The sequence below is a fragment of the Massilia sp. Root351 genome, assembly GCF_001425045.1.
Taxonomy (GTDB): Bacteria; Pseudomonadota; Gammaproteobacteria; order Burkholderiales; family Burkholderiaceae_D; genus Rugamonas.
In genome coordinates, this window is record NZ_LMDJ01000023.1 from 285,415 (window position 1) to 302,104 (window position 16,690).

Below are 16,690 nucleotides of genomic sequence, written 5' to 3' on the forward strand. Positions count from 1 at the left end.
ACTGCTTCAGAAGGAGTACACCAGGGTCAGCGAGGTTTGCGTATCGGTGTTTTTCTTGTCTTCGGGGACGTTGGTGTCGCTGCGGGCGCTGAAGGCGGCCTTCATCTGCATGGTGCCGTTGATCTTGGTGCTAAGCGCCGTCTCGGCCTGCGAGTGCAGGTTCGAGGTGCCGCGTTCCATGCTGACCGTTTGCGTGAACAGCGCGGAAGGGCTGAGCTGCCAGCGCATCGAGGCTGCGCCGCGCACGGTCAGGCCGTTCTCGGATTCGCCGGTGGCGCGCGTGCCGGTGAAGTAGCCCGGACCCAGTTCCACGTCCAGGGTCTTGTCGCGCGACTTGAGCCAGCGCGAGCTGTGACCGACCGACAGCGAGCTGTAAGTGGTGTAGGCGCCGAACTTGTCGTCCACGTGGGAGCCGAGCACGAACAGCTTCTTGTTCTCGTCCACCAGCTTGTAGGCGGCCTTGGCCGACAGGGCGAAACGCTCGGCCGAACGCTCGCGCACCTTGTCGCCGTTGTCGGTGTGGGTTTCGTCTTCCTTGAAATAGCCGCTCAGGATGTATTCGTTGCTCCAGTTGTCCAGCTCCTGGCGCGCATCGATCTTGCCGGTGACGGAAGTGCCGACGGTGTTGCCGGTGGTGGTAATGGCGCCCAGTTCGGCCGAGGTGGACCAGGTGCGTTCAGGGATGTCCTGGGCGGCCGCGCCGCCGTGCGCGGCGGCCAGCGCCAGCGCGAGAATCGAAATCAATTTCATGTGTTGTGTGCCGTGCTGCTCGGGCAGGCCGGCCAGAATACGGTGAGCCAGCATTGTACCTTAATGCCGCTGGCCCCCGCCGTTCATGACACAATCGTTACAATTTGCCAGCTTATGATGCGAAGCCACCGTCGATCAGCAGGTTGGCGCCGGTGACGAAGCCCGCTTCAGGGCTGGCAACGTAGGCCACCATGCCGGCCACTTCTTCCGGGGTGCCGTGGCGCGGGATCGCCATCAGGCCGTGCATGACGGCGGCGAAGTCGCTGTCCTGCGGGTTCATGTCGGTGTTGACCGGGCCGGGACCCACGTTGTTGATGGTGATGCCGCGCGGCGCCAGGTCGCGCGACAGGCCTTGCACCAGGCCCAGCAGGGCGGACTTGCTCATGGCGTAGGCGGCTGCGCCGGCAAACGGCATGCGCACGGCATTGGTGCTGCCGATGTTGATGATGCGGCCGCCCTTGTCCATGAAGGGCAGCACGGCTTGCACGGCCACGAACACCGCGCGGATGTTGACGGCCACCGTGTCGTCGAAGTCCTTCAGCGAGAACTCGGCCACGTCGCCCATGCGCAGCACGCCGGCGTTGTTGACCAGGATGTCGACCTTGCCGAATTCGGCGGCGGTCTGCGCGATGGCGGCGGTGACGGCGGCAGCGTCGGCAGCGTCGGCCTTGATGGCGAGGGCGCGGCCGCCGGCGGCCTTGATGCTGTCGGCCAGCGCCTCGGCCACGGCGGACGAGGACTGGTAGGTGAAGGCGACGGCGGCGCCGCCCTCTGCCAGGCGGCGCACGACTGCCGCGCCGATGCCGCGCGCGCCGCCGGTGACGAAGGCGACTTTGTTGGCGAAGGTGGTAGCGGTGGTGATGGTGGTGGTGTTCATGTTGTTTCTCCTTGGGTGGGTTGATGAGTCCAGTATGTCCTTGTAATTACCTCTCCGCTAGACCGTAATCCGTTATTGCAGTTTCAACTGATGGTATAAAATAAAACGATGGAGCCCCTTAACTACCTGGAATCATTCATCCACGCCGCCGAGACGGGCAGCTTTTCCGCCGCCGCGCGCCGGCTCGGCCTGACGCCGGCCGCCGTCAGCAAGAACGTGGCGCGCCTGGAGGCAAGCCTGGGACTGCGGCTGTTCCAGCGTAGCACCCGCAGTCTCACGCTCACCAGCGGCGGCGAACGCTTCCTGCATCAGGCAGGCGGCGCTTTCTCCACTTTGAGGGACGCCTTCGCCAACGCGGCGGCGGACGACGGCCAGCCGTCAGGCGTGCTCAAAGTGGGCATGGCGCTGGCCTTCGGACGCGAGTACCTGCTGCCGCTGCTGGACGATTTCCTGCAGCGCTATCCGGCCGTGCTGCCGGACTGGCACTTCGACAACCGCCAGGTGGACCTGGTGGGCGGCGGGTTCGACGCGGCCATCGGGGGCGGCATCGAACTGTCGCCGGGCGTGGTGGCGCGGGAGTTGACCAAGGTCGATATGGTGGCGGTGGCGTCGCCGGCCTATATGGAAGGCCGTGAGTGGCCGCGCCATCCAGCCGACCTGGCCCAATTCGACGGCATCGTGCGGCGCTCGGCAGGCACCGGGCGCGCCAAAGTCTGGACGCTGGCGCACGACAGCGGCGAGCAGGGCTTGGCCGCCAGCCGTCCGCGCATGATATTCGACGACCCGGAGGCGATGGCGCACGCCGCCATGCGCGGCCTGGGCGTGGCGCTGCTGCCCATGCCCCACGCTGCGCACTGGCTGAAGCGCGGCGCGCTGGCGCGCTTGCTGCCGGGCTGGCACGCGGACGCGGGGCCGGTGTCGATCTACTATCCCAGCAAGAAGCTGCTGCCGGCGAAGACGCGTGTGTTTGTCGACTACGTGGTGGAGCACTTCCGGCGCCCTGAGGTGGCGGCCATCTTCGACAGCGGCAACTACTAGCGGGCGGAAAGCGTCATGGTTCCACGGAATGCGCGCGTTTCAGGCAGCGCAGCACGAAGGTGGAACGGCTGTGGCGCAGGCCGGGCAGCTTGTATAGCTTGCGGCGCAGGAATTCCTCGTAGCCGGCGGTGCCGGCCACCGCCACCTTGATCAGGTAGTCGTACTCCCCGGTGAGCAGGTAGGCTTCGATCACTTCCGGCAGGTCGGCCAGCGCCTGGCCGAATTTCTCGAAGATCTCGTCGTCGTGGCGGTCCAGCGTCACTTCGATGATGACCGTGTCCGGCAGGCCGAGCGCCTGCTGGTTCAGCACCGCCGTGTAGCTTTCGATCACGCCGTTCTCTTCCAGCGCCCGCACCCGGTTCCAGCACGGGGTGGTGGACAGGCCCACCTGTTCGGCCAGTTTGGTGTTGCTCAGGCGGCCGTCGCGCCGCAGTGCGCGCAGGATGCGGCGGTCGGTTTCATCGATGCTTGGTGTGGAATTCATGATATTGACAAAAATGAAGAAGAATATTCTTCATTCTAGCGAAAATGGCGCAATAACAGGAAGCCTATTTTCCTGGTCGGGCCGTATAGTTCTCAACATGAACACACACACCACTCCCTGCCGGAAAAGCCTGCGCTTCACCATCGAAGCAGACGCAGCCCTGTCCACGCTCGAGAACGCACTTGCGATTGTGCGCCGGGCCGGAATCGATCTGGAGGCGATGCGAATTAGCCAGTGCCCGCAGGGCATGGACGTGCGGATGCGGCTGGGGGCGCCGGAGGAGGATCTTCTGACGTTGTGCCGCATGCGGCTGCACAACGTCGTCGGCATCCTGGCGATCAAGGAATCGCCGGTAGCGCAGGCCTTTGCCGGGAAATCAGCCCGGAAGGTAAGCGTATTTAAAGGTGAACACGGCGGCGATGATCCACACGATGGGTTTGACTTCCCGCGCGCGGCCGGTGAGCAGCTTGAGCACGGCGTAGGTGATGAATCCGAAGGCGATACCGTGCGCAATCGAGTACGTGAACGGAATCAGCATGGCGGTGATACCAGCCGGTACGCTTTCCGTGGTGTCGCTCCAGTCAATATCCGCCAGGTCGCGCAGCATCAGGCAGGCCACGAATAGCAAGGCAGGGGCGGTGGCATAGGCCGGCACGGCGCCGGCCAGCGGGGCGATGAACAGGCAGGCCAGGAACAGCAGGGCCACCACCAGCGCGGTCAGGCCGGTGCGGCCGCCGGCCTGCACGCCCGACGCGCTTTCAACGTAGGCGGTGGTGCTGGAGGTGCCCAGCAGCGAACCGGCCACGATGGCGGCACTGTCGGCCAGCAGGGCCTTGTTCATGCGCTCCATTTTGCCCGGCACCAGCAGGCCGGCGCGGCTGGCCACGCCCATCAGGGTGCCGGTGGCGTCAAACAGTTCAACCAGGAAGAACACCAGCACCACATTGACGATGCCGACCGACAGGGCGCCCTTGATGTCGAGCTTCAGCAGGGTCGGGTCGAGCGATGGCGGTGCGGAGAATATGCCGTTGAACTTGTTGTCGCCGAAGACGAAGCTGAGCAGGGTCACCGCGACGATGCCGATCAGGATGGCGCCGCGTACTTTCAGCTTGTCCAGCGCCACAATCAGCATGAAACCGAAGATGGCCATTAGCGCCGGCGGCTTGTGCAGGTCGCCCGCAGTGACCATGGTGGCCGGATTGGCGGTGACGATGCCGGCGCTCTTGAGCGCAATCAACGCCAGGAACAGTCCCAGGCCGACCGTGATGGCGGTGCGCAGTCCGTGCGGGATGCCGTTGATAATCAGGCCGCGCAGCCCAAGCAGGCTGACGACGACAAACAGGCAGCCTGAAATAAATACCGCACCCAGCGCCGATTGCCAGGGCACGCCCATGCCGAGCACCACGGCGTAGGCGAAATAGGCATTCAGACCCATGCCGGGCGCCATGCCGATCGGGTAGTTGGCGTACAGCGCCATGATGGCCGTGCCCAGCGCGGCGGCCAGGCAGGTGGCGACAAACACCGCTTCCTTCGGCACGCCGGCGTCGCCAAGGATGGCGGGGTTGACGAAGATGATGTAGGCCATGGTGAGGAAAGTGGTGATCCCTGCCACGGTTTCGGTCCGCACGTCCGAGCCGGCTTCTTTTAGTTTGAATAGTCTTTCAGCGATGGACATTGGGGCTCCCGGAATGGTGTCAGGAGCAGCATATCATCTCTCGGTCAGCTCCCAAAAGCCGTTTTGGCGGTGTGGCGCGGGCGCCAGCCGGTGGTCCAGCCGGTGGTCCAGTTGATGGGTCAGCCCGAGGGCGTCCAGGAAGCGGGCGTCGTGCGAGACCACGGCGAGCGCGCCGGTGTAGCTTTGCAGCGCCTGTTCCAGTGCCCGCACCGCGGCCAGGTCGAGGTGGTTGGTGGGTTCGTCCAGCAGCAGGAGCTGGGCCGGCTGCCCGCGCCACAGCGCGCAGGCCAGCGCCGCTTTCAGGCGTTCGCCGCCGCTCAGCAGGCCGGAAGGCGTCTGCACTTGCGCCGTCTGCAGGCCCAGCAGGGCAAGGCGGCTGCGCAGTTCGCCTTCCAGCAAGGGGCTGTCCAGCTGGCGCAGGCGCTCCAGCACCGTCAGTTCTGGCGGCAGCAGGGCGGCGGCATGCTGGTCCAGCCAGGCGTGCGGCACGCAGATCCGGCATTCGCCGGACAAAGGCGGCAACAGGCCCGCCATCATTTTCAGCAGCGTGGTCTTGCCGCAGCCGTTGGGGCCTGTGATCGCAAGCCGCACCGGGCCGGCCAGCGTGAAGTCCAGTGCCGCACCGGCTTGCGCAGCCGGGGGCGGGGCGCCGCCGGCGCCGCCGCGCGCGAGCGGCGTCTGCAAGCCTGGCGGCGGATACGGCGGCACCACGCTGTCGAACTGGACAACGCGCCTGCCCGGCGGGACGGTGCTGGCCGGCAGCAGCAGGGCGACGGCTGCGGGTGCGTTCAGGCGGGACGCGGCCTCGCGCACTGCATCGTCGAGGGCTGCGCTGGTGTCGGCGCGGCGCTGGACTTCGCGGCCGGCGCTGGCCTCGGCCTGCCGTTTCAGCTTGCCGCGCAGGATAGGGGCGATATTGGCCTCTTTGCCCACCCTGGCATTGCGGGCAGCGCGGGCTTGCTGGCCGTCGTGCTGCTTGCGCAGGGCGCGCAGCGCCGTGTCGCGTTCATTGCGCGCGTGTTCCAGCGCGCCGCGCGCGGCGTTGCCGGCGGCCTCGCGCTGTGTCTCGTAGTGGCTGTAGTTGCCGCCATAGCTGTGCAGGCCGGCCGCGTCCAGCTCGACGATGCGGTCCATCGTGTCCAGCAGCTCGCGGTCGTGGCTGACGACCACGGCGCCGCCGCGCCAGTCCAGCAAGCGCGCACACAGCCATGCGCGCCCGGCGCGGTCCAGGTGATTGGTGGGTTCGTCCAGCAGCAGGCCTGCCGCCCGGGACAGGAAGGCGCCCGCCAGGGCCACCCGCATCAGTTCGCCGCCGCTCAGGCCCGCGGCACTGTCGCCGGGCCGCAGTTGCGGCATGCCGCACTCGGCCAGCGCCTGCGCGAATTCGGCCGCCATGTGCCAGCGGCCCTCCAGCAGATCCAGGTCGTCGCTGCGGACTTCGCCCGCGTCCATGCGGCGCAGCGCGTCGAACAGCGCGGCCAGCCCGGCCACGGCGGCAACCGTGTCGCCGGCGGCAGGGCGTATTTCCTGCGGCACGAACACGACGCCGCCTTCGCGCAGCACGGCGCCGCTGTCGGGCGCGACCAGGCCTGCCATGACGCGGGCCAGCAGGCTTTTGCCTGTGCCGTTGGCGCCCACCAGGCCGGTTCGTTCGGCGTGGAAAGTGGCCTCCAGGCGGTCGAACAGGACGCGGCCGGAAGGCAGTGCCAGCGACAACCGGCGCAGGGCGATCGAGAAAACGCTGGAAGGTGAGGGCGCGTTGGACGGCGCCACGGCCACCGTGGCGGTGGCGTTGACAAGTACTGCCATAAAAGTAAGCTCCAGACGAGATATGACGTCATACGCAGGCCGCGCGGCGGTCGTGCGTTCTCTTGCTGAGGAGGCTTACTTCTTCATCGGCGCATACTCCTGAATGGGCGCTGCCCGAAAAATGGGCAGCGCACGCATTTTAGCGCAGCTTCAGGGCGGTGGCAATATCGGACCAGGCCACGTACTTGAAGTTTTGCGGACCGTCGGGCAGGCGCTTGTAGCCGTCCTGCACCACCAGCATGCCCTCGCTGTAGGCGCCGCCAAGGTTGGCGGAGCTGACATCCAGGCCGTCCGTTTCGGAAGCGCCGTCGATGCCGGCCGCCACGTTCAGGCCGATGCGGAAGCTGCCGCGCACCTTGTGCGGTGCAGCCGCATCAAGCACCACATAGCTGTTGCTGCCCTGGCTGGACACCACCAGGTAGCTCGCTTGCGCACCGTGGTAGAGCGACAGGCCTTCCACGTCGGCGGTCAGCACGCCGCCAACCGGCAGCACCATGCGCATGGCCGAGCCCTGGTCTGCAACTGCCGGCAGTGTCCATACGCCGCGCTTTTCCTCGCCCACGTACAGGCGCCCGCTGCGGTCGTCGGCTACGCAGCCTTCGGGTTGGCTGGCGACCTTGAAGCTGCGCAGCAGGGTGCTGGTGTAGGCGCCGTCCTTGCGGCCGATGCGGTAGTGCTGGAACGTGCCGTCCTTGTCGTTGACGAAGGCTTCCAGGCCGCCGCCGGCCGGCTGGTAGACGCAGATGCCGTAGATTTTCTCCAGGCCGGTCTGGAACCTCGCGGTTTCGGCGACCGCGCCGCTGCCGTCTATCGTGAACAGCACAATGCTGTTGTCGTCGCGCTGGGTGGCCAGTGCCAGGTCGTGACGGGCGCCGTCCAGCAGCACATTCTGGCGCAGGTCCACGTTGTTCAGGCGGCCCGATTCCAGCAACTGGGTCTGCCTGCCGTGCATGTCGTAGACCAGCAAGCCTTGCTTCTTGTTGGTGCCCAGTACGCGCGAGGCGGACGGATCGGATGGATGGACCCAGATGGCCGGGTCGTCCGCAGCGTCGCCCAGGCGCGCCATGGGTTCGGTCTGGGCACGGGGCAGGACGACCGCAGGCGAGGCGGCGGGCGCGGTGGCTGCCGCAGCGTTGCCCGCAGCGGTGGCGGCACTGCCGGCTGCGAGGCCGCGTTGCGCAGCCAGTCCGGCCGGGACGGCGTGCCATTGCTTCGCATCCTCGTCGTTCAGCAGCAGTTCGGTGCGCGCGCCGCTGCTGCGGCTGGCCAGCGTGCGGCCGTAGGCGGCCGCCTTCAGCACGCGCGGCGCTTGCGCCTGCCAGGCGCCGTTGCGCAGGCTGAACAGGTTCAGCGTCTTGCCCTTGGCGTCCAGCATGGCCAGCCCGCCCGGCAGCAGCGCCAGTGCGCCGGCGCCGCCGGGCAGCTTGCCGTACGGCGGGCGCAGCGCCAGCGCATGGCGCTCGCCCACGCTGGCCGCGCCTTCCGCATCGGCGTTGTAGGCCCACAAGCCCATGCCGGACTCGCTGACGAACAGTGTGCCGGTGGCGTCGTCCGCGCGGCAATGGCGCACGTGCGTCGGCAGAGCGAGCCTGCGCACCAGTTTGCGTTCGGCGCCGTCCAGCAGCCACTGTTCCCCCTGGCCGTCCTTGGCGATCAGGAACTGGTAGCTGAGCTGCTGGGCGTCGCGGTACAGGCAGGCCGCTTCGGGTGCGAAGGCTGGCGCCGGGAAGGGCGCCTGCACGCGCAGCGTGCCCGCTTTCAGGTCCGCGTCGATGGCGACGGTGCGCTCGGTGTTCGAGTCGACCAGCGTGGCGAGCACGCCGCCGGGCTGGCTGCGGGTGTCCAGCTGCTTGCCGCGCACCGCATGGCGGGCGCGTTCGGCGCCATTGGCGTCCAGCAGGCGCAGGGCGTTCTTGTCGAGCGCCAGCCAGCCGCCGTCCGGCAGCGCGGCCAGCTCCGTGGCCGCCGCGATGGCAGCCAGGGAGCCTGCCGAGGCAGGCGAGCCGGCCGGGCCGATCGACGCGGTGGTTGCAACGCCGGCCGGCAGGCCGGCTGCGGTGGCGCCGGCTGCTGCGGCGGTGCCGGCGAAGGCGGCGAATGCCGCCGTGATGATTGCTTGGGTCTTCATATCAGAACAGGCTGGCTTTCAGGGTGATTTTATAGGTGCGGCCATACTGCTCGTACTGCGCGTTATGGTTCTTGACGCCTTGGTAGACGTAGTACTTCTCGTTGTTCAGGTTGGACGCCTCGAACTGCAGCTGCAGCTGCTTGCTGATCTGGTATGCGAAAGACAGGTCGAGCTGCTTCTGGCTGTCGACGATGCGGTCCTGCGCCGGGTTCAGGATGTCGCCCATTTCAAGCAGGTACTCGGACTTGTAGTTCAGCGCCAGGCGGGTGCTGACCGGACCCTGTTCGTACCCCAGCATCACATTCATCACGCGGTCCGACTGGCCCGGCATGGAGATGCTGCGCGACAGGACCTTGCCGGCCTTGGTGTCGAAGCGCGCCACGTTGGCCCTGGAGTCGCTCAGGCTCGCGTTCACACCCGCCAGCAGGCGGTTGAAAGGCGCCGGGAGCATGCGCAGCGGCTGGGTCCAGGCCAGTTCGATGCCCTTCACGCTGGCCTTGTCGCCGTTGGCGTAGGAAGTGGCCGACGAGTAGCCCGCCCACTGGCCGGTACCGGCCAGGTTGGTGGTGTAGGTGAAGTTCTTGATCTCCTTGTGGAAGGCATAGGCCGACACCGTGCCGTCGGTGCCGAGGATGCGTTCCACGCCCAAGTCCAGGTTGCGCGCCTGCAGCGGGGCCAGGTCCGGGTTGCCGATGGTGGCTTCGGTGGCGCTGGCCAGGCTCACGCCCGGCGCCAGCTGGCTGAAGTTGGCGCGCACCACGGCCTTGGTGACGGCGGCGCGGACGCTGGTGTGCTCGTCGGCGTCGTAGCGCGCTTGCAGCGACGGCAGCCAGTTGGTGTAGGAGCGCTCGCGCTGCAACGGGGTGATGACGGAGCCGTTGACCTGGGAGCCGGCCGCGTCGAAGCTGGTGTGCTCGGCGCGCACGCCGGCCAGCACGCGCCAGGCGTCCCAGGCCAGCGTGTTCTGTACGTAGGCCGAGTCGATGTCCTCTTTCATGCGGAAATCGTTGATGGCCGATTCCGCAGCGAGGCGCGCCGCATTGCGGTCCAGGCCGGCGACACGGGCGCGCACGGCGGAAGGATCGATGGCCGTGCCGATGCGGCCCAGCTTGTAGTCCAGTTCATCGGCGCCCACGAAAGCGGCCAGGGCGGTGGGGCCGGCGCCCCAGTAGTTGGCGCTGCTGGCCTTGCTGCTGTTGTAGGTCCACTGGTTGGTGTCATTGGCCTTCTCGCGGCGGCTGGTCTTGGCGCCAAACTTCAGCGTCGAGCGCATCTCGCCGACAGGGAAGGCGTGCGACAGGTCGAAGCGCGCATGGCGTTCCTTGTCTTCCGAATAGCGCTGCTGCAGCGCGATGGCGTTCAGGCTGTAGCTGGCGGCGTCGTAGACGCCGGCCGGCGCGGCGAGCTGCGGCTTGGCGCCGTCCTTGAAACCGATGCCGGCAAAGTTGGCGTTGCCGCGGAAGCGCGCGTCATTGATCGATTCCGGCGTGTCTTCGTTGGCGCGGCTGGCGCCGCCTTCCACGTTCAGCTGCCAGTCGCCGAACTTCTGTTCGGTGCCCAGCACGGTGGAGCGGATCTCTTGCGTGTACTTGCGCTGGCGCAGGCGGCGCTCGGCGCGGGCGCTGGCGGTAGCGCCTTCGGTGAGGCTGCCGCCGGCGATATTGCTGATGGTGAGGCGGTCGCGCACCTCGTCGTCGCTGAAGCGGCTCAGCAGGTTGCGCATGAACCAGCTGCTGCCCGCTGCCGGGCGGTAGTCCAGGTTGATGGCGGCGGCGCGGCGCTCGCGCACCGGCAGGTAGTCGCGGAATTCGACGCCGCCCAGCTTGTCGCCGTCCCAGGCGCCCCCGGTTTCCACGTTGTCGGAGCCGAACTTGCGCTTCTCGCCGCTCAGGCCCACGGCCACGCCCAGGTGGCCGTCCATGAAGCGCTGCGCCCACAGCAGGCCGGCGCTGGGGCTGGTCTGCGCCGTGTTCTGGTCGCGGCTGGCCGCTGCGCTGAGCGACAGCACCTTGCCCGGCAGGTCGAAGGCGGACAGCGATTTCACTTCCACGGTGGCGCCCAGGGAGTTGGCGTCCATGTCCGGGGTCAGGGTCTTGCTCACTTCCAGCGAGCGGATCAGGCCCGCCGGCAGGATGTCGAGGGCCACGGCGCGCCGGCCCGCTTCTGGCGAGGGCACCAGCGCGCCGTTGATGGTGACGGCGTTCAGGTCCGGCCCCAGGCCGCGCACCGTGATGTAACGGCCTTCACCCTGGTCGCGCTGCACCGACACGCCCGGCAGGCGCGCCAGTGCCTCGGCGGCGTTCTTGTCCGGCAGGCCGCCGATGTCGTCGCTGCTGACGACGCTGATAATGTTGTCGGCCTTGTCCTGCGCGGCGATGGATTTGCGCAGGCTGGCTTGCTGGCCGGTGATGACGACGACGCCCGCCATGGAGGAGGATTCGGCCACCTGGGCGTGCACGCCCATGGAGGTCAGCATGGCCAGCACGCCCATGCTGAGGGCGGACAGGCGGAAGGTTGGCGCGGTTGGCTTGTGCATGGTTTTTTTCGTTGGTTGAAATGATGAGGTAACGCCGGGCATTCTAGAAAGGCAATATGTCGCTTCTGTTACAAAGCGGGTGCGGCGCGTGAGCCGTTTGCACCTCCCCCCGTTGCCAGGGGCGCCTTCCCGGGGCGGTCATGCCCTTGTCATAAAGCGCCGCTATGCTGCGGCCATGCTAAAACTGCACCGCCCCTATCTGATACTGTCGGCCGCCGGCTTGCTGCTGTTCCCCGTGATCTATGCGGTCATGGGCGAGGCCAGGCCGCCGGCGCAATGGAAATGGCTGGATATCCTTTGCGAAGGCGGCACGTCCGCCATGGCGGGCATCTGGCTGCTGATTACCCTGAGCAGCCGGCCGGGCGGCCTGGTGACGCGGCTGCTGGCGCTGGGCTTGGCGGCCATCATGCTGGGTTCGTGGGCGGATTGCCTGGATGAGTTCTTCCATGTCGCCAAGGACCAGCTGTGGGACAACTGGCTGGAGGCGTTGATGCCGCTGGGGATGCTGACACTCACGGGCGGCATGTATTACTGGCGCCAGGAACAGTTCAGCCTGAATGAACACTTGCAGAAACGCGAACGGCTGTTCCGCGACCATCGCGCCTTCGACCGTGTAACCCAGCTGGCCGGCGCCGACTACCTGCGCGCCCAGATAAGGCTGGAGCACGCGCGCGCCCCGGGCAATCCATGCGCTCTAGTGCTGCTGGACATAGACGGCTTCCACAGAATCAACCGTGAACACGGCCAGCGCGAGGGCGACCGGGTGCTGCAGGCAGTGGGCCACATGCTGCTGCTTAACCTGCGCAACGAGGATTTGTTGTGCCGCTACGCGGGCGACCGTTACGCCATCCTGTTGCCCGGCATGGTGCAGGCGCAGGCGCGCGAACTGGCCGAGCACTTGTGCAGCATGGTGGGCCGGATGCGCCACGCGTCGCCCGCCGGACAGATCGCGGTGGGACTGCGCCACGCCTGCACGCTGGCCGAAGGCGAGCCCGAGGCCTTGCTGGCCGAGCTGGGCAAGGCGGTCGACTTGGCGCCTGCAGCCGCAGGCGGCGGACACGGCCTGGCCGCGGCGTGATCGTCTACCACGGCGCCGGCGATGCGGTGATCCCTGCGCGGCACCAGCCGTGGCAGGTGCTGGACTACGCTGCCAGCCGCGATGCGGCGCTGCCGGCGCTGTGGCGCGGCAGCGGGCTGGATGGGCCGGATCTGCCGCCTGCGGAACTGCGCCTGACGCCGCAGCAGTATCTGCAGCTGCTGCAGAACGCCGCGCGCGTGCTCGGTAGCGCCGATACCGCCTTCATGCTGGGCCAGCAGATGCTGCCGGGCGACTACGGTCCGGCCAGCGCCGCGCTGCTGCGCGCCGGCAGCCTGCGCGAAGCCTTGCAGATCCTGGCGGCCGGCCAGTGCCTGCTGTCGCCGCTGCTTTGCCCGCGTTTTCGCGAGGAGGGCGCACTGACTGCGCTGTACTGGACCGACAGTTACGGCGCGCCCGGCCAGTTGCCCTTCCTGGCCGAGATGCACATGACGGCGCTGGCGTCCATGTGCCGCTGGCTGGGCGGCGAGCGCCTGCCCTGGCGCTTCTGTTTCAACCGCACGCGGCCGCGCTACACCGAACAGCACGAAGTGCACCTCGGCGCCGACCTGCGTTTCGACTGCCACCTCGACGCCATGCTGATCGACACCGCGTGGCTGGACCGTCCATGGCCGGCGGCCGCCCCCGCGCCGGCGCCGCCGGTCATGCCGGCCTGGGCCGCCGCCACATCGCCCAGCCTGCTGACCGTGCTGTACGACTACCTGCTGGCGCGCGTGCGCGCCGCGCCGACGCTGGAACAGACTGCGGCGGACTTCGCCGTCAGTCCGGCCACGCTGAAGCGCCACCTGGCGCGCCACCACACGCACTTCCAGGCCGAACTGGACCAGGTACGCACCCACGTCGCCTTATACCTGTTCCAGACCCGCCGCGCCGACAACGACGCCGTGGCCCGGCACCTGGGCTTCCACGACGCCACCAATTTCCGCCGCTCCTTCAAGCGCTGGACCGGCCAGACGCCAGGCCTGCTGCGCGAAGCGCTGCTCTCCGGCGCCAACTAAATCGCGCGGCGCCATTGTACAATTGGCGTCCAACAGACCCATGATCATCGATGCGACTACGTACCCACTATTGGTTGCTTGCTTCCTCCATTGTGCTGCCGGTGGCCGTATTTTGCAGCATCGCCCTCGACATGCTGCTCACGGCGCAGCGCGCGTCGGCGATGCGGCACATCGAGGAAAGCGCCCGCGCCGCCACGCTGGAAATCGACGCTGAAATCCGCCGCGCGCAGTCGGTGCTGCGGGTGCTGGCCAATTCCCATTCCCTCGCTTCCGGCGACATGCAGCGCTTTCACCAGGAGGCCGGCGCCGCCAATGCCGGCCACGGCGGCTGGATCATCCTGTACGACCGCAGCGGCCAGCAGCTGGTCAATACCCGGCTGCCGTACGACGCCAGGCTGCCGCTGCGGCCCGATCCCGAGGTCGTGGCGCAGCAACTCGACAGCGGCACCGGGGTGGTGTCGGGCATGAAATGGGGCCTGGACCTGAAACGGGTGTTCGTCACGGTCGAATTGCCCATCACCACGGCGGCCGGCGACCGGCGCGTGATTTCGCAGGCGTTCACGCCATCCTATTTTGCGCGCAGTTTCCACGCGCGCACCATCCCCGCAAGCTGGAAGGTCAGCGTCATCGACAGCACCGGCGTCATCATCGCCGAGCGCGGCCAGGAAGACGATCCGGCGCGCGTGCGCATCGCGCCCGATGTGCTGGCGCGGGTGCAGGCCGCGCCGGATGGCACGCTGCGCCACGCCAGTGCCCAGGGCACCGAAGTCTATTCGTATTTCGTGCGCTCGGCGCTGTCCGGCTGGGCGGTGGTGGTATCGGCGCCGGTGGCGGAAATCAATGCGGCGGTGCTGCGCGGGATGTCGGTGGCCATTGCCGGTTTTGTCATTGCCATCGGTTCGGCGCTGGCGCTCGGCATCCATACCGGACGCCGGCTGGTGCGCTTTGTGTCGGGCGCCTCCCGCGCGGCGCGCGCCCTGGGCGGCAGCCTGCCGGTGTCCGGCCTGCGCCATTCGAGTATCCGGGAAATGGAAGCGCTGAACGACGCCATCCGCGACGCCGACGCCCGCCTGCGCGCTGAAATGGTGAGCCGCGCCAGCGTGGAGGCGGAACGCAACGAATTGCTGGTGCGCGAGCGCGCCGCGCGCGAACACGCGGAGCGGCAGAACGCGGCCAAGGATGAATTCCTGGCCATGCTGGGCCACGAGCTGCGCAACCCCCTGAGCGCTATCACCAGCGCGGTGGCCCTGCTCGACATGGGCAGCCAGGCCGGCGCGCCGCCGCAGGCAGGCCAGCGGGTGCGCGAGGTACTGCGGCGCCAGACTGCCCACTTGACGTCGCTGGTGGATGACCTGCTGGAGGTGAACCGGGCGCTGATGGGCAAGCTGGCGCTGAGCAAGCGCCAGATCGACCTGGCCGATGCGGCGCGCGGCTGCGTCGAAACGCTGCAGGCCGGCGGGCGGCTGGAGCAGCACCGCATCGAACTGCACGCCGAGCCGGCCCCGGTGCTGGGCGACGCGACCCGGCTGGCGCAAGTGATCGACAACATTCTCGACAACGCGCTGAAATACAGCCCCGCAGGATCTTCCATCGCCATCCGCGTAACGCAGGAAGACGGCATGGCGCAGCTGACGGTGCGCGACCAGGGCGTGGGCATTCCGGCGCAACTCCTGCCGCACGTGTTCAAGGTGTTCGTGCAGGGCGAACAGACCTTGCAGCGCGCGCAGGGCGGGCTGGGCATAGGCTTGACGCTGGTGCAGCGGCTGGTGGAAATGCACGGTGGGACGATAGGCATCGCCAGCGCAGGGTCCGGACAGGGCACCTGCGTGACCGTGCGGCTGCCTGTCGCCGACGCTGCCGGCCCGGCGCACATGGCGGCGGCAACCGGCCCGCTGACGGCTACAAGTTGAAGAGCTGGCTGTAGATGCGCGCGGCCATCAGGCCTGCCGGCGTGTGCTGCAGCGATGGCGCCAGCAGGCGCGCCAGCGTGGCCATGGCTTCCTCTTTGCTGTCCGACGCTGCCAGGCGTGCTTCCAGCAGGCGCAGCTCGCAGCCTATCGATTCCCATGCGTGTTCGTCGGCCGGAAAGTGGTGGCGGATAACCGGACGGTCCGTGCGCACGCGCGGCGCGGTTTCGGCGGTGGCCAGCTGGCCGGTCCGTTGCGCCGCATCGTGGCCGGCGCTGGATGAGCCATGCTGCGCGGCCGCCGACGCCGGCAATGCTGTTGACGATGCCGCCGCTTGCGTGCGCCCCTGGCTGGAAGCCGGCCTGGCGCCGGCGCGGTCCGGCACGGCGTCCGGCGGCAGCACCGGTTCGGCCGGCTCCCGCTGCGGCGCGCTCTGGACCGTGGCCGGCTGTATTGCGGCTGACGGGGCTGCGCCGCCATGCTGCGGGCCGGCAGGCTGGCTGTCCGGCGCTTCGGCCGCCAGCGGCGCCGCGGCGTCGCTGGCCGCAGGCAGCGGCAGGTGCGCCGCCAGCGCATGCAGACGGTAGCCGTCTGCCACGCGGCGGTAGAAGGCGGCCGGGTCGCCGACCCGGGCCATTACGCCGCGCAGGGTGAGCAGGGCGGAAGGGCCGCTGCCCGCCGCCACGGCGGCGGCGGCAAACGCATCCGCGTTCAAGCCCAGTTCCGTCAGTTCGTGACGCGCCACCAGCAGTTCCGCCGACGGCTGCTGCCGCGACAGGTTGTAGCCGATCAATTCCGGCAGGAAGTCGTCACCGTTGTGTGCAAGCGACAGTTCCAGCGCTGCGCTGCGGTAGTTGCCCAGCGGGATGCCGGCATCGGCATTGCCGGCGCCGCCCGCCTGCAGGTCGCGGTACAGCAAGTAGCGGTTGCGGTCCGGCACGCCATTGCCCAGTTGCTCCAGATAGCTCGCAATCATGGGCTGGAAGTCGACATCGTCCCAGCGTTCCACCACGCCGTACAGCGAAGCGCCGTCCGCCAGCCGGGCCGGCGCGGCCAGGCGCAAGAACTGGCGCGCCTGCGCCTGCGTGGCGAAGTGGCGGCGCGGCGCGCCGAATTCGCGCGCTACCTGGTAGCGGTGGTAGGCGTCGGTGACGCTTTGCGCGTGATGGCTGATCCAGCCGGCCAGTTCGTCATAACGTGCAGGCAGGCAGGCAGCCTGGCCGGCTGCGGTGTCGAGCTGGCTGCGCAGGAATAGCGCGGCGTCGGCGGCGCGCAGCGAGTCGCCAGCTTCGGACAGGGCGGCGTAGATGCGCCTCGATGCTTCGGGGGAGGTGGTGGCTACGGGATTCTGCATGACTTGTCTCGCTCAGCTATCAGTTTTTTCCAGTATGC

The 16,690-nt window shown here is 68.0% G+C and carries 12 protein-coding genes; 4 read left to right on the forward strand and 8 right to left on the reverse strand.

The window, feature by feature from the left end; translation table 11 throughout:
* Window positions 1–6 precede the first annotated feature (6 nt).
* The gene (locus ASD15_RS18380; protein WP_057156758.1) at window positions 7–750 is read right to left on the reverse strand and encodes a YdiY family protein; all 744 of its coding nucleotides are present in this window, start codon (window positions 748–750) and stop codon (window positions 7–9) included.
* 112 nt (window positions 751–862) lie between these two features.
* Complete coding sequence (locus tag ASD15_RS18385; RefSeq protein ID WP_057156468.1) at window positions 863–1,627, reverse strand: SDR family oxidoreductase; 765 nt, start codon at window positions 1,625–1,627, stop codon at window positions 863–865.
* 108 nt (window positions 1,628–1,735) lie between these two features.
* On the opposite strand from ASD15_RS18385, the gene ASD15_RS18390 reads away from it, so the two are divergent.
* Window positions 1,736–2,665, forward strand: coding sequence for a LysR family transcriptional regulator (locus tag ASD15_RS18390; protein WP_057156469.1), 930 nt, complete (start codon window positions 1,736–1,738; stop codon window positions 2,663–2,665).
* Window positions 2,666–2,678: 13 nt separating this feature from the next.
* Here ASD15_RS18390 and ASD15_RS18395 read toward each other — a convergent pair whose 3' ends face one another.
* The 5 genes from ASD15_RS18395 to ASD15_RS18415 form a co-directional block, all read right to left on the reverse strand.
* Entirely contained in the window at window positions 2,679–3,149 is a 471-nt protein-coding gene (locus tag ASD15_RS18395) for an Lrp/AsnC family transcriptional regulator (protein WP_057156470.1), read from the reverse strand.
* A 376-nt stretch (window positions 3,150–3,525) separates the two neighbouring features.
* The gene (locus tag ASD15_RS18400) at window positions 3,526–4,824 is read right to left on the reverse strand and encodes an NCS2 family permease (RefSeq protein WP_057156471.1); all 1,299 of its coding nucleotides are present in this window, start codon (window positions 4,822–4,824) and stop codon (window positions 3,526–3,528) included.
* Between the two features lie 33 nt (window positions 4,825–4,857).
* Entirely contained in the window at window positions 4,858–6,633 is a 1,776-nt protein-coding gene (locus ASD15_RS18405; RefSeq protein WP_057156472.1) for an ABC-F family ATP-binding cassette domain-containing protein, read from the reverse strand.
* 139 nt (window positions 6,634–6,772) lie between these two features.
* A complete protein-coding gene (locus ASD15_RS18410) occupies window positions 6,773–8,761 on the reverse strand; it encodes a phytase (protein ID WP_082551928.1) in 1,989 nt (662 codons plus the stop codon).
* A gap of 1 nt (window position 8,762) precedes the next feature.
* Window positions 8,763–11,297 carry a TonB-dependent receptor gene (locus ASD15_RS18415; RefSeq protein ID WP_057156473.1) on the reverse strand — a complete coding sequence of 845 codons (2,535 nt, stop codon included), beginning with the start codon at window positions 11,295–11,297 and terminating at the stop codon, window positions 8,763–8,765.
* A gap of 175 nt (window positions 11,298–11,472) precedes the next feature.
* Between ASD15_RS18415 and ASD15_RS18420 the strand changes: the two genes are divergently transcribed.
* Genes ASD15_RS18420 through ASD15_RS18430 form a run of 3 tightly spaced genes read left to right on the forward strand, consistent with a single transcriptional unit; the run spans window position 11,473 to window position 15,301 of the window.
* The gene (locus ASD15_RS18420; protein ID WP_057156474.1) at window positions 11,473–12,375 is read left to right on the forward strand and encodes a GGDEF domain-containing protein; all 903 of its coding nucleotides are present in this window, start codon (window positions 11,473–11,475) and stop codon (window positions 12,373–12,375) included.
* Window positions 12,372–13,391, forward strand: coding sequence for an AraC family transcriptional regulator (locus ASD15_RS18425; RefSeq protein ID WP_057156475.1), 1,020 nt, complete (start codon window positions 12,372–12,374; stop codon window positions 13,389–13,391). The genes ASD15_RS18420 and ASD15_RS18425 overlap by 4 nt, the downstream gene beginning before the upstream one ends.
* A 50-nt stretch (window positions 13,392–13,441) precedes the next feature.
* Entirely contained in the window at window positions 13,442–15,301 is a 1,860-nt protein-coding gene (locus ASD15_RS18430) for a sensor histidine kinase (RefSeq protein WP_082551930.1), read from the forward strand.
* On the opposite strand, the gene ASD15_RS18435 is transcribed toward ASD15_RS18430, so the two are convergent.
* Window positions 15,291–16,652 carry a hypothetical protein gene (locus ASD15_RS18435; protein WP_057156477.1) on the reverse strand — a complete coding sequence of 454 codons (1,362 nt, stop codon included), beginning with the start codon at window positions 16,650–16,652 and terminating at the stop codon, window positions 15,291–15,293. The two genes, ASD15_RS18430 and ASD15_RS18435, sit on opposite strands and share 11 nt — an antisense overlap.
* Window positions 16,653–16,690 lie beyond the last annotated feature (38 nt).

Coding starts and splice junctions, on each gene's coding strand:
- ASD15_RS18390 (WP_057156469.1), top strand. CDS start 1,736: ATGGAGCCCCTTAACTACCTGGAATCATTCATCCACGCCGCCGAGACG.
- ASD15_RS18385 (WP_057156468.1), bottom strand. CDS start 1,627: ATGAACACCACCACCATCACCACCGCTACCACCTTCGCCAACAAAGTC.
- ASD15_RS18415 (WP_057156473.1), bottom strand. CDS start 11,297: ATGCACAAGCCAACCGCGCCAACCTTCCGCCTGTCCGCCCTCAGCATG.
- ASD15_RS18395 (WP_057156470.1), bottom strand. CDS start 3,149: ATGAATTCCACACCAAGCATCGATGAAACCGACCGCCGCATCCTGCGC.
- ASD15_RS18400 (WP_057156471.1), bottom strand. CDS start 4,824: ATGTCCATCGCTGAAAGACTATTCAAACTAAAAGAAGCCGGCTCGGAC.
- ASD15_RS18405 (WP_057156472.1), bottom strand. CDS start 6,633: ATGGCAGTACTTGTCAACGCCACCGCCACGGTGGCCGTGGCGCCGTCC.
- ASD15_RS18430 (WP_082551930.1), top strand. CDS start 13,442: ATGCGACTACGTACCCACTATTGGTTGCTTGCTTCCTCCATTGTGCTG.
- ASD15_RS18420 (WP_057156474.1), top strand. CDS start 11,473: ATGCTAAAACTGCACCGCCCCTATCTGATACTGTCGGCCGCCGGCTTG.
- ASD15_RS18435 (WP_057156477.1), bottom strand. CDS start 16,652: ATGCAGAATCCCGTAGCCACCACCTCCCCCGAAGCATCGAGGCGCATC.
- ASD15_RS18380 (WP_057156758.1), bottom strand. CDS start 750: ATGAAATTGATTTCGATTCTCGCGCTGGCGCTGGCCGCCGCGCACGGC.
- ASD15_RS18410 (WP_082551928.1), bottom strand. CDS start 8,761: ATGAAGACCCAAGCAATCATCACGGCGGCATTCGCCGCCTTCGCCGGC.